The 13,116-nt window shown below is 73.6% G+C and carries 6 protein-coding genes; 4 read left to right on the top strand and 2 right to left on the bottom strand.

Annotation, left to right across the window (positions count from 1 at the left end):
* Positions 1–294: 294 nt before the first annotated feature.
* Positions 295–1,020, top strand: a complete 726-nt coding sequence (locus ACJX2R_RS28805; RefSeq protein WP_413102529.1) for a TetR/AcrR family transcriptional regulator — start codon at positions 295–297, stop codon at positions 1,018–1,020.
* A 250-nt stretch (positions 1,021–1,270) separates the two neighbouring features.
* Here ACJX2R_RS28805 and ACJX2R_RS28800 read toward each other — a convergent pair whose 3' ends face one another.
* Together ACJX2R_RS28800 and ACJX2R_RS28795 are read right to left on the bottom strand one after the other, a co-directional pair.
* Complete coding sequence (locus ACJX2R_RS28800) at positions 1,271–5,233, bottom strand: AfsR/SARP family transcriptional regulator (RefSeq protein WP_413102528.1); 3,963 nt, start codon at positions 5,231–5,233, stop codon at positions 1,271–1,273.
* Between the two features lie 374 nt (positions 5,234–5,607).
* The gene (locus ACJX2R_RS28795) at positions 5,608–7,695 is read right to left on the bottom strand and encodes an asparagine synthase-related protein (protein ID WP_413102527.1); all 2,088 of its coding nucleotides are present in this window, start codon (positions 7,693–7,695) and stop codon (positions 5,608–5,610) included.
* 982 nt (positions 7,696–8,677) lie between these two features.
* Between ACJX2R_RS28795 and ACJX2R_RS28790 the strand changes: the two genes are divergently transcribed.
* The 3 genes from ACJX2R_RS28790 to trmB all read left to right on the top strand — a co-directional run bounded on the left by ACJX2R_RS28790 (position 8,678) and on the right by trmB (position 12,998).
* The gene (locus ACJX2R_RS28790; protein WP_413102526.1) at positions 8,678–10,141 is read left to right on the top strand and encodes an MFS transporter; all 1,464 of its coding nucleotides are present in this window, start codon (positions 8,678–8,680) and stop codon (positions 10,139–10,141) included.
* A gap of 251 nt (positions 10,142–10,392) precedes the next feature.
* Positions 10,393–11,607 carry an L-2-hydroxyglutarate oxidase gene (gene lhgO / locus ACJX2R_RS28785; protein ID WP_413102525.1) on the top strand — a complete coding sequence of 405 codons (1,215 nt, stop codon included), beginning with the start codon at positions 10,393–10,395 and terminating at the stop codon, positions 11,605–11,607.
* Positions 11,608–12,182: 575 nt separating this feature from the next.
* The gene (gene trmB, locus ACJX2R_RS28780) at positions 12,183–12,998 is read left to right on the top strand and encodes a tRNA (guanosine(46)-N7)-methyltransferase TrmB (protein WP_413102524.1); all 816 of its coding nucleotides are present in this window, start codon (positions 12,183–12,185) and stop codon (positions 12,996–12,998) included.
* Positions 12,999–13,116: the final 118 nt, after the last annotated feature.

Here is a 13,116-nt window from a genome sequence, read left to right as displayed (position 1 = left end):
TTTGTCCACAGGCCCGACGAATTGTGTGACCGGACGGCTCGCTCGGCCCCGAGTCGGGGAATCGGTTACACGTACGAAATGTCCGCAGGTCAGCCCCGGGATAGGTGGGGGCAAGCGGGCGGATAGCCGGAAAGAGGTGGTCTGCTGCTCTGATCGGGGGGCGTTCTGTCCCGAGCTACCCTCTTCTTTCTTGACCTGCGCTCAACTATGTTCGTACTTCGTCGGGGTTGTGACTGCCTCGACAGTCTGGGCGGGGAGTCTCCGGGGGGAGACATCATTACCGGGGGATCACTTATGCACCTTCAGGGTTCGTCATGGTCCGCAGCCGTCGCGTCGTCGGACGGAAACGGCGGACGGAACACACCGCTGCGCGTGGACGCGCAGCGCAATCTGGAGCACGTCCTGCGGGCGGCGCGCGAGGTCTTCGGTGAGCTGGGGTACGGGGCTCCGATGGAAGACGTGGCGCGCCGGGCGCGGGTAGGTGTGGGCACCGTCTATCGGCGGTTCCCCAGTAAGGACGTGCTGGTGCGCCGGATAGCCGAGGAGGAGACGGCAAGGCTGACCGATCAGGCGCGAGCGGCGCTGGGTCAGGAGAACGAGCCGTGGTCGGCGCTGGCCCGGTTCCTGCGTACTTCGGTGGCGTCCGGTGCGGGCCGGCTGCTTCCGCCGCAGGTGCTGCGGGTCGGGGTCGACGTGGAAACCGAGATCCGGCTGCCGCAGCAGCGGCAGGCGGCGTTAGCGGCACCGGCTCAGCCGGAGCTCCGGCTGGTCGAGCGGCCGATGGTCGCTGAGAACGAGCCGGACGACGCGGGCGCCGCGGCGCTGCTGGAGGTCGTCGGGCAGCTGGTGGAGCGGGCACGGGCCGCGGGTGAGCTTCGCCCGGATGTCACGGTCGCCGATGTGCTGCTGGTGATCGCCACGGCGGCGCCCTCGCTGCCGGACGCGGCACAGCAGGCGGCGGCCTCGGCGCGGCTGCTGGACATCCTGCTGGACGGGCTGCGGTCACGCCCCATGGGGTGATGCCGTCGGCCCCGGAGCGAGACACGTTCTCGTCTTCGCGCGTCGGTTTCAGGGGGTGAGCGGCGCATCTCGCCTCCTCCGTATGAGTGACGACATGTGACGGTCGGCCGGGACGTCGCGTCTGCTGCTCCTGCCCGTATCAGTGGGCGGGCGGCGGTGCGGCGCTCCGGTCGGCGGCTTTGGGTGCCACGTCGGCGGCGGCGCCCCGGTTGGCGGTTGCGGCCGGGGCGACGGTTGCGGCGGGGTCGGCCTACTCATCGGCGGCGTCGGAGACAGCGGCACCGTCACCAGCGGCACCGTCACCAGTGGCATCGGCATCGGCGACGTCGAGAGAGCTCAGCGCCTCGTCGAGCAGACGGAGGGCCTCCTCGGGGGTCAGGGCCGTGCTCTCGGAGCGCAGCTTCTCCACCGCGTCCTGGCCCAGCGCCTCGCTCACGCGCGCCGCGGTCGCGCCGACGTCCCCGGCCACCAGCGGTGAGCGCGGCAGCCGACCGCGCCAGCCGTCGGCCGCGCCCAGCAGCCGCGCGGCGAGCCGCTCGTGTCCGCATCCCGCCAGGAGCTCGGCCGCCGACTCCGCTTGATGGGCCAGCAGAAGCTCCATGGAGTTCACCGCGAAACCCTCGCGCAGAGTGCTCCGCAGCTTGCGGAGTCCGCCGACCAGATCGCCCTCCAGGCCGGTGATACGGGCGTCCAGACCGTTGGCCACGACCCAGAACTGCCGCGGCGAGGCGCCATGCATCGCGAGGTGCCGCGCGGCGTCGCAATACGTCCTGGCCCGCGCCAGATCACCGCGTACCAGCTCGGCCTCGCTGCGCACGACGAGGTTGAAGGCCCGAACGTCCTGGGTGCCGCAGCGGTCCGCCGCCTCCTCCGAGCGCTCCACCAGCTTCAGCGCCCCCTCCACGTCCCTCTCGTGGAGGGCGAGATCGGCGAGGCGGGTGCAGAGGAACGGCACCTCGGTGTGGGCGCCGAGCTCCCGCGCGAGTCGCGTCGCCTTCTCATAAGCGGCCCTGGCCTCCGCGAACCGGCCGCGATGAGTGGCGATCTCGCTGCGCGCGCCCTCCGCCTGGGCGAGCACCCAGCGGTCGCCGACGCGGGCGGCCAGCTCGAGCAGCTCGGCCAGGTCGTCGTCGACGTTCTCGACGCCGCCCGGCATGTCGATGGCGAGATGGGTGCGGTACATCAGCGAGACGCCGAGCGCCCAGTCGTCGCCATGGGCCCGGCAGTGGGCCACGGTCTGGTCCATGAGCGGCAGCACCTCGCCGCTGAAGCCCTGGATGACGAAGGCCGCGAAGGGCCACAGCAGACCCGGGAAGCGCGCGCTGCGGGGCCCTGGATGGCTCGCGTACGCGTCCCGCATACGTATGGCAGCGTCCCGGAGCTCGGGGTCGCTCAGATCCGGACCGGTGCCCTGCTCGGCGAGCAGGAAGAAGAGCAGCAGGCGCAGATCCATGAACTGCCAGTACCGGGTGGCTTCCTCGTCGACGCCGTCCTCGCCGTCCGGTACCCGGGCCGGGATCAGCGGGAACTGGTCGAGGGGATGGCCGCCGCCCGGTGCCCGGTCCGCCTCGCCGTCCGTGCCGTGGGGGCTCTCCAGGGCCAGGGCACGGCCGACCCATGCGGCGCCCTCGTCCCGGTAGTTGCGCAGCCACCAGAACCATGCCAGGTCGCGGATGAGCGCGAAGACGGTGCCCTGATCCGCGGTGGTCAGGGAGCGGTGCAGGGCTGCCCGGATGTTGTCGAGGTCGGTCTCGACGAGGCGCAGCCAGGGCAGTTGGCCGGCGGAGCGCAGACGGGGCTCGGCGGTGCGGATGAAGTCCCGGAAGTGGGCGGTGTGACGGGCCATGGCGGCCTTGTTGTCGGCGCGGGCCGTGGCGTCCTCGGTGGCGCGCTCGCCGACGTACTCGTTGATGGTCTCCAGCATCCGGTAGCGGGGTTCGCCGCCCGCCGGGCCGGAGGACTCCGCCGCCGAACCGTGCGACGGATGATCGACGATCAGCAGCGACTTGTCGACCAGCGCCCCGAGCAGTTCCAGCACCTCGGCGGGCGCGATCCTGGCCTGGGGGCGCGTATGAGAGCGCGTGGGGGCGCGCGTCTCGGCGTACGCGACGGTGTCGCCCAGTGTCGGCGTGCCCGCCGTCGCGTCCGTAAGGGCGTCACGAATGCCGACGCCGTCCTCGATGACGCCATCGGTGTCCATGCCGCGCGTGTGCTCCGTGCCGCGCGTGCGATCCATGCCGCGCGTGCGATCCGTACCGCGCGTGCGATCCGTGCTGTCCGCACCGTCCGTTTGATCCGTGTGATCCGTGCCGTCCGTAAGGGTGCTCGCGCCGGGCGGGGCGTCCGCGCACACCGCCTCGGCCGCGGACAGGGTCCACCCGCCCGCGAAGACCGAGGCACGGCGCAGCATGGTGCGCTCGCGCTCGTCGAGCAGGTCCCAGGACCACTCGACGACGGCCCGCAGGGTCTGCTGGCGGGGCAGCGCGGTTCTGCTGCCGCTGGTCAGCAGGCGGAAGCGGTCGTCCAGCCGGTCGGCGATCTGGCGTGGGGTCAGCAGCCGCAGCCGCGCCGCGGCCAGCTCGATCGCCAGCGGCAGACCGTCCAGGCGGCGGCAGATCTCCGCGACCGCGGCCGCCGTGTCCGGGTCCGCCGCCGGGTCGAAGCCGGGCCGTACGGTGGCGGCGCGCTCGGCGAACAGCTGGTGGGCGGGGGCGGGCGGCAGCGGTTCCACCGGCCTTACGGTCTCGCCAGGCACCCCCAGCGGCTCCCGGCTGGTGGCGAGCACGGTTACCCCCGGGCAGTGCGCGAGCAGGGTCTCGGTGAGCCGTGCCGCGGTGTCGATGACGTGCTCGCAGTTGTCGAGCAGGAGCAGCAGCCGGCGGTCGGCGCAGTACTCGACGAGGCGGCTCGTCGGATCCCCGCCGTCCGCGCCCGTGGTGCGGCTTTCCAGACCGGAGGCGAGCAGCATGGTCGCGCGGCGGCCGACCGCGCTCAGGACGGCGCCGGGGACGGCGGAGGGCTGGTCGAGCGGGGCGAGTTCGGCGATCCAGACGCCGTCGGGGTAGCCGTCCGTCACGGCCCCGGCGGCCTCCTCGGAGAGGCGGGTCTTGCCGGAGCCGCCGGGGCCGGTGAGGGTGACCAGCCGGGCGCCCTCCAGGTCGCGGAGGATGTCGCCGATCTCCTTCTGGCGGCCGACGAAGCTGGTGAGGCGGGCTCTGAGGTTGCCGTGCGGCAGACGCGGCACGGTGGTGCGCGGGCCCGCCTCCCGGCCGTCGACGCGGCTTTCGGCCTCGCCGTCGGTTCCTCCGCCCCCGGCCCGGCCGTCGAACGTGTTCCTGGCCGTCCTGCGGCCGTCGATCGCGGTGCCGTCCGCCCGGGTCCCGTCCCCGCGCCCCTCGTGGGCGTCGGCCCTCGACGGGGCGGCCTGCCCGGTGGGCCCTCCGCCACGCGGCTCCTGGAGGGCCGACTCGGCGTCCGTCGTCAGCAGCCGTCTGTGGAGCTCCTTGAGCTCCGCTCCCGGGTCGGTGCCGAGGCGGTCGGCGAGGATCCTGCGGACGTCCTCGTACGCCGCGAGGGCGTCGGCGGAGTGACCGGCCGCCCGCAGCGCGCGGATCAGCTGGGCGTGGAACGTTTCGTCGAGCGGATGGTCCGCGACGAGCTCGCGCAGCTCCGGTATGACATCCGTAGGGCGGTCGAGCGCGAGGTCCGCGTCGATCCGGCGGTGCAGCGCGGTCAGCCGGAGCGCCTCGGGGCGGGCGGCGGCCGCGTCCCGGTCCGGCAGGTCGGCGAGGGCCGGGCCGCGCCACAGGGCAAGCGCCTTACGGAGGGTGGCGGCGGCCGTCTCGAGGTCGTCGGCGTCCAGAGCGCGTATGCCCTCGTGTGTCAGCCGCTCGAAGCGCAGCAGGTCGACGTCGTCCTGGGGCGCGGCGGTCGCGAGCCGGTAGCCGCCGGGTGAGGAGACCACGGCGTCCCTGCCGATGGCCCGGCGCAACCGGCCGACGAGCGCCTGGAGCGCGGCGGGCGCGTCATGCGGAGGGTCGTCGGCCCACACCTCGTCGATCAGGACCTCGACGGAGGCCGGGGCGGTGCGTGCGGCCCTTACGGCGAGCGCGGCGAGCAGCGCGCGGATCCGGGGGCCGCCGAGAGGGAGCGGGTCGCCATGGTCATCGCGCGCTTCGGTGGTGCCGAGGATCAGATACCGCACAGGGGCCATTCTCCTAGGTCGCGGATTGCCGCTGGGGAGATGGTGCGGAGCGGCGGCGGAGGGGTCCATTCGTTTTCGCCCGCCGTAAGGACACCGGCTTCCCACCACCGGTAGGAACGCCGGCCTCTCGTTCCCCGTGAGAACGCCGAGTTCCGGCGCCCGGCGATCGCCCCGGCTCCCTGAGCCCGCACCGCAGACACCCTGGCTCCCTGAGCCCGCACCGCAGACACCCTGGCTCCCCGAGCGCGCGGGGCGAACACCCCGGCTCCCTGAGCGCTAGGGGCAGGCACCTCGGCTCCTTGGGCGTCAGGGGCCATGTCCCGTAGGACTCCCCGGGGCCAGGTGTCACAAGGCGGCCTCGTGCCGCCTCGGTGCGGAAGCCGTCACAGGCTCGGCCGCGGCACCACTCCGCCCGCCACCGCCCGCTGGCGTGGCGCCGCCGTGCCCGTCCAGCAGGTGCCGCGGCGGGCCAGCAGGCGCCGCAGCCAGACTTCGGTGGAGACGAGCTCGGCCAGGCCGTCCAGGGGCAGCCGCTCCCCCTGTGCGGCGGCGCGGAGCGCCTTACGGACGACACGGGCCTCGATCAGGCCCGCGTCGGCCAGCAGCGGCGCGTCGAAGAGGGTCATCAGCTCGCCCGTCCAGGTGCGCATGCCGGTCCGTACGGCGGCGGTGTGGGAGGCGTGGGAGGTGGCTCCCCAGCCGGGGGGCAGCTCCCGGATGCCCGCTCCGGCGAGGACCGACCGCAGCACGGCGGCGCGCGCCCCCGGTTGCACCCGAAGCGCCTCGGGGAGCGCACGGCAGGCCCGTACGACCTGGTTGTCGAGGAAGGGCGCGTGCAGGCGCTGGCTGCGGATCTCGGCGGCCTGCTCGAAGACGCGGTGGTCCGCCGCGTAGCGGGCGAGGGCGGCGTCGGCGCGGCGCTCACCGGGGCGGCGCAGCAGCACGGGTCGCACGGCCGCCTCCTCCAGCCGTACGGACACCTCGGCGAGCGTCTCCCCGGTGAGCCAGCGGGCGGCGGGCCCTGGGCGGCACCACGTCAGGGCGGCGAGGGAGGCGGATACGGCGCCGGGGCCGTGTAGCGCCTGCTCGTCGATGAAGCGGTGCTCCATAAGGCGCGCGGCGGCCTCCTGGACGCCGTCGCGGTAGGAGGTGCGGGCCAGCCGCCGGGCGGCCCGGTAGACCGTGAAGGGCACGAAGAAGGACTGCGCGGAGGGGCCGTCGGCCTTGGCGAGCGCCGTTGCGGGGCGCAGCAGATGGCGTCTGCGGCGGTCGAGCAGCAGGTCCGCGAGGCGTGCGGGGTGGGCGTCGAGCACCTGGCGGGCGCCGTGCCCGATGAAGTGGTCGGCGCTGCCCGCGGCGAGCCGGCGCCGGTGGCGTTCGGCGATGACGAGGGAGGGGCCGGGCTCGTCGGTAAGGGCGCCGGTGTCGAGGCCCGCGTACGGCAGGGCGTCCTCGCCCGCGGCGACGACCACATGGTGCAGCCGCGGATTGGCGGCGATGGCTCCGGCCCGTTCGAGCTCGGCCTCGCGGGTGCGGGCGCCGCCCGCCGTGGCGAGGTCGTTGAAGGTGACGGCCAGGAGCCGCTCGCCCGCCTCGGTGCCGTGTCCGAAGAGGGTGCCGGGCATTCCGGGGAGACCGGCGGCGAGCAGGGCGAGCGTGGCGGAGGCGCTGCCTCCGGACAGATCGGCGCCGATGCCGGGGGCCGGGGCGCCGCGGGCGGCCCGCCGCTCGGCGGGCCCCATGCCGGGCACCGGACCGGGGTCGAGGTCATCGGTCTCGGGGGCGTGGCGCGGGGCGGTGAGCCGGGCCCGTACGGCCTCCACGAGGGCGTCCCGGACCGCGTCCACGGCCTCGTCCTGGTCGAGCGGGGGCGCGGCGACGGCGAGGGACGCGGTGGGCTCGTAGCCGGTGATGTCGCGGGCGCCGTCGCGCAGGATCAGCGCATGGCCCGGGGGCACGCGTCTGACGCCCATATAGGGCGTGCCGTCGCCCATGGCCTCCGGGGAGTCGGGACAGGCGAGCAGCGCGCCGAGGTGGCCGACGTCGAGCTGGGCCTCGATGAGGTCGGCGAGCGGGAGCGCGGCCGTGGCGTAGGCGGTGCCGCCGCCCCAGTCGGTGTGGAATACCGGCCGGGCGCCCGCGAGGTCGCCGACGATGGTGACGCGGCGGCCGACCTGGGCCACGGCCGTGTAGCTGCCGGGCCAGGCGGTCAGATGGCGCAGGGCGCCGCCGCGGGCGGCGAACAGCCCCACCCGCAGCTCCTCGTCGGAGGCGCCGCAGCAGCCGAAGACGGCGAGGCGGGCGAAGGGGTCGGTCTGGACGACGCGTACTTCATCGGGACGCCAGTCGCCGACCGCCCACAGCGGATCGGGGTCGGACCACAGGAGTTGGGCACCGACCGGCTGGATCGCCCGGCCCTCCGAGGAGACCGGGCCGGATGCGGTACTGCTCCACCCCACCAACCACCGCATCGCCGCCTCCACAGGCTGTGGGCATCCAGGGCAACCAAGAAGTAGGTGCCATCATGCACAGCATGTTGACGGTTTCGGCATCGAACCGGACAACAACATGGATCTCCTGGATGTCCTGTGACCACAGATGACCGCAGGAATCGCAGAGTTGATCCCAGGGGTTGGCGCCTCTCACGAAGGCATCCGTAAGGAGCCCGTCGAGGGAACCACCGCCGGTAGCGACCCACCGTTCCGCCATGGCCCATGCTGCCACGATTGGGGCGCACAAGAGCGCAAGGGCATCGATGAGTGTGCGGAACGGCGCACAAAAGGCGCACGAAGGGGCGCACGGAAAGAGCGCCGCCCGAGCGCCAATCCGCAGACCACACGGGGGCGTTACCGCTCCGTGCCGCGACGGCCATCGCGCGCGGCGACATCCGCGGCATGTGCTAGGTGGCTCACCGCTCCGGGGGAGAACTGGGCGGAATCCACGCCGAATCCGGGCGCGTTCTACGCGTAGGAGGGCTTCCCGCGTCGGGCCTCCCCCTCCCCGGCCCGACGCGGGAGCCCGGCCGTGAGGGGCGATATTCAGCCAAGTTGCCGTGGCGCTCTCGTTGGTCTTGCGGACGACCTGTAAGGACTTAACCTCCGCCTCTCGCGCCTCCCGACACGACAGTCCGGGAGGCGGCATTCGCCTCCCGGACCGTTCCGCCACCCGCGGGGAATGAGGCGGCGGCGTCCCCCAGCCCACTGGATCCAGTACAGCGGGCCGACCCACGCAGGACCCATCGAAACGTCCCCGCCGCGACTGAGACAGAGCGCACACACGGGCGCACAGCCACACACACCGGGAGCACACGTCACGCCCCGCACGCCCGTTCGTACAAGAATCTCGCCATCCGGGACACCACCTCTTAACGGTCGGGATGCGGCGAACTACGCTGGGTTTACGAATGCCCCGCGCTTATGCCGGGGCGGCCGTCGGTGCTGTCGAGGGGTGCGCATGTCCAGGGAGCCACGCGGGCCGAACGAAAAGCTCGGCACCGTTCTCGCCCTCGCTGGGATCAGCAATGCCGGGCTCGCGCGCAGAGTCAACGACCTCGGCTCCCAGCGTGGCCTGACGCTTCGCTACGACAAGACGTCCGTCGCGCGCTGGGTGTCCAAGGGCATGGTGCCCCAAGGCGCCGCGCCACACCTCATTGCGGCTGCGATCGGGAGCAAACTCGGCCGCCCCGTCCCCCTCCACGAAATCGGCCTGGCCGATGCCGATCCGGCCCCCGAGGTCGGGCTTGCCTTCCCGCGCGACATCGGCCAGGCCGTCCGCTCCGCGACCGAGCTCTACCGGCTGGATCTCGCGGGTCGGCGCGGTGGCGTCGGCATTTGGCAGAGCCTGGCCGGATCTTTCTCAGTAAGCGCGTACGCCACTCCGGCCTCGCGCTGGCTCATATCCCCCGCCGACAGTTCGGTGGCCCGCGAACCCAAGGACGCCGAGGGCGGAACCACCGCCGCGAGCACCACGGGCGCGGCGGCGCCGGACGCCATACCGCCGCAGCGCGTCGGCCACAGTGACGTCACCAAGCTGCGCGAGGCCGCCGAGGACGCGCGCCGCTGGGACTCCAAGTACGGCGGCGGCGACTGGCGTTCCTCCATGGTCCCCGAGTGCCTCCGGGTGGACGCGGCGCCCCTGCTGCTCGGCTCGTACAGCGACGAGGTCGGCCGCTCCCTCTTCGGCGCCACCGCCGAACTGACCCGGCTCGCCGGGTGGATGGCCTTCGACACCGGCCAACAGGAGGCCGCACAGCGGTACTACATCCAGGCGCTGCGCCTCGCCCGTGCCGCGGCCGACGTCCCCCTGGGCGGCTATGTGCTGGCGTCGATGAGCCTCCAGGCCACCTACCGGGGCTTCGCCGACGAGGGCGTGGACCTGGCCCAGGCCGCCCTGGAGCGCAACCGCGGCCTGGCCACCGCCCGCACCATGAGCTTCTTCCGGCTCGTGGAGGCGCGCGCCCAGGCCAAGTCCGGGGACGGGCCCGCCTGCGGGGCGGCCCTGAAGTCCGCCGAGGGCTGGCTGGAGCGCTCGCGGGCGGGCGACCCCGATCCGTCCTGGCTCGACTTCTACAGCCATGAGCGGTTCGCGGCCGACGCCGCCGAGTGCTATCGCGATCTCCGGCTGCCGCGCCAGGTGCGGCGCTTCACCGAGCAGGCGCTGGCCCGGCCGACGGAGGAGTTCGTACGGTCGCACGGGCTGCGGCTCGTGGTGTCCGCCGTCGCCGAACTGGAGTCCGGCAACCTGGACGCGGCCTGTGCGGCGGGCGCCCGTGCCGTGGAGGTCGCCAACCGGATCTCGTCCGCGCGCACCACGGAGTACGTGCGCGACCTGATGCGGCGCCTCGAGGCGTACCGCGACGAGCCGCGCGTCGCCGAGCTGCGCGAGCAGGCCCGGCCGCTGCTGGTGACCCCGGCGTGAGCGGCAGGGGATCGGATGCGGGCCGCATGGGATCGGGTGCGAGCGGCGGGACGGGAGCAGCCCGGAATAAGCGATTCAGAGGCGCGTCGCCCGGAATGGCCGATTCGGCGTGAATCGATCCACATGACCGGTCGACCTAGCCCGGGCCCTAGTCCTCACATGGGTTTCGGGCCGTTGTCAGTGGCGCAGGTCATGATAGGGATCGACGGTCGGGCGACTGGACGGTGTGGCGCGTGGGGAGGTGACATGGCGTGACGGCGTTGGACTGCGACGTGCTGGTGATCGGGGGCGGGATCGTCGGCATGTCGACGGCGTATGCGATCACGCGCGCCGCGCCCGGCACGCGCGTGACCGTGCTCGAGAAGGAAGCGGGCCCGGCCCGCCACCAGACCGGGCGGAACAGTGGCGTGATCCACAGCGGTATCTACTACCGGCCGGGGTCGCTCAAGGCGCGGTTCGCGGTGCGCGGCGCCGCGGAGATGGTGAAGTTCTGCGCCGAGCACGGCATCCCGCACGAGGTCACCGGCAAGCTCATCGTCGCCACGGAGCGCTCCGAGCTGCCGAGGCTCCACGGCCTCGTCCAGCGCGGCAGGGAGAACGGCATTCCGGTGCGCGAGCTGGGCCCCGCCCAGATCGCGGAGTACGAACCCTGGGTGCGCGGCCTCGCCGCGATCCATGTCGGCACGACGGGCGTCTGCGACTTCGGCGCGGTGACGGCCCGGCTGGCCAGGCTGGCCCAGGACGCGGGCGCCTCGGTGCGGTACGGGGCGCAGGTGCGCACCATAGGCCGGCGCCCCTCCGCGGTCGCCGTGCGCGCGGCGGACGGCACGGTGCTGCGCGCGCGGGCCCTGGTCAACTGCGCGGGGCTGCACTGCGACCGCGTCGCCCGGCTGGCGGGCGACGACCCGGGCATGCGGATCGTGCCCTTCCGCGGTGAGTACTACGAGCTGGCGCCCTCCCGCGCCTCGCTGGTGAACGGTCTGGTGTACCCGGTGCCCGACCCGGCGTTCCCGTTCCTCGGCGTCCATCTGACCCGCGGCATCGACGGCGGCGTCCACATCGGGCCCAACGCGGTGCCGGCCCTGGCCCGCGAGGGGTACGCCTGGCATACGGTGCGCCCGCAGGAGCTGGTCGGCACGCTGGCGTATCCGGGCTCCTGGCGGATCGCCCGCCGCCACTGGCGGTACGGGGCGGGTGAGCTGCGGCGTTCCCTGTCCAAGCGCGCCTTCACCGACGCCGTGCGCCGCCTGCTGCCGGATGTGACGGCCGACGACCTGATAGCGGCCCCGGCGGGCGTGCGCGCACAGGCGGTGCTGCCGGACGGCACGCTGGTGGACGACTTCCTCATCTCGCAGTCGCCCCGAATCGTCCACGTGCTCAACGCCCCGTCGCCCGCGGCCACGGCCTCCCTGCCGATCGGCCGCGAGGTCGCCCGCCGAGTGCTGGAGACCCTGCGGACGGGGTGACGGGGCGGGTGGGGCGAGTGGGGTTGAGGGGGTAGAGACCGGGGCCCACCCGGCCAGGGTCCACCCAGCCGGGGTCCACACAGCCGGGGTCGGCCCACCGCCGCCGTACGGCCGGGGACCGTTGCTGAGGTACGGACGGGGGCCTGCCGCGACCGTACGGCCGGGGGACCGTTGCCGAGGCACGGGCGGGGACGTGCCGAGGTACGGCCGGGGCCTGCGAGCCTGCTCCCGTACTGGCCAGGCATCGCCACCGTAAGGGCCATGCCCACCGCCGAGGTGCGGGCCGGGACCCGCCACGGCCGTACGGGCCGAGCCCAACCGCCACCGTACGGTGGGAGCCAAGCCCCGCCACCGTACGAGTCGGACCCAGCCGCCGCCATACGGTGGGAGCCAGGCCCCGCCACCGAAGCACGGGCCGGACCCAGCCACCACCGTACGGACCGAGCCCACCCGCCGAGGCACGGGCAGGACCCAGGCAGGGCCCGGCCACCCACCCCCACCGGGTCGGCGCGGCCGAGCCTCCATGCCGCCGCCCCCGCCTCCAACCCCACCCCCGCCCGTAGAATCGAAGCACTGTGTCCGAGAAGCCCACCGCCCCCGATTCCCACGTGGAGCGCGCTCAGCCCGCCCCCCGTGACCGCAGCGAGCCGGTGTTCCCCGGCGGCCCCGCGGCCGACCCTGCGGGCTCGCACCACGAGCGCCGCATCCGCTCCTTCCGCCCCCGCCGCGGCCGGGTGACCCCGGGCCAGGGCGAGGCGCTGCGCCGCCTGTGGCCGCAGTGGGGCCTGGACATCGACGGGCTGAGCCGTATCGACCTCGGTGAGTTGTTCGCCACAGAGGCGGGCCCGCGCCCGGACCTCCCCGTCGTCCTGGAGATCGGCTTCGGTATGGGGGAGGCCACCGCGCAGATGGCCGCCGCCGACCCCGGCACGGGCATCCTCGCCGCCGACGTCCACACCCCCGGCCAGGGCAATCTGCTCGCGCTCGCGGAGCGGAACGGCCTGGACAACGTCCGGGTCGCCAACGGCGACGCGATCATCCTGCTCCGCGAGATGCTGGCCCCCGCCTCGCTCTCCGGGCTGCGGGTCTTCTTCCCCGACCCCTGGCCCAAGAAGCGGCACCACAAGCGCCGCCTCATCCAGCCCGAGTTCATCGAGCTCGCCGCCACCCGGCTGAAGCCCGGTGCGCTGCTGCACTGCGCGACCGACTGGGAGCCGTACGCGGAGCAGATGCTGGAGGTGCTGTCCGCGAGTCCGGCCTTCGACAACTCCCAGGCCGACGGCGGCTACACCCCGCGCCCGGACTTCCGGCCGCTCACCAAGTTCGAGGGCCAGGGGCTGGACAAGGGACACCTCGTCCGTGACCTGATCTTCCGCCGCAACGACACATAACGACCCCAAGGGGATGGGCATAACCCCTGAGTCCCCCTCCCCCTTTCGTTAGGGTCGGTTGAGTGCATCAGTCCCCGCCCCCGCAAGAGCCGCCCGAACCACGACCGGCCACGCCGCC

The organism is Streptomyces sp. Inha503, from assembly GCF_047215865.1.
GTDB classification, from domain to species: Bacteria; Actinomycetota; Actinomycetes; order Streptomycetales; family Streptomycetaceae; genus Streptomyces; species Streptomyces lycopersici.
Note: the sequence above shows the minus strand (reverse complement) of the source record. Positions and strands in the feature narration are given on the sequence as shown.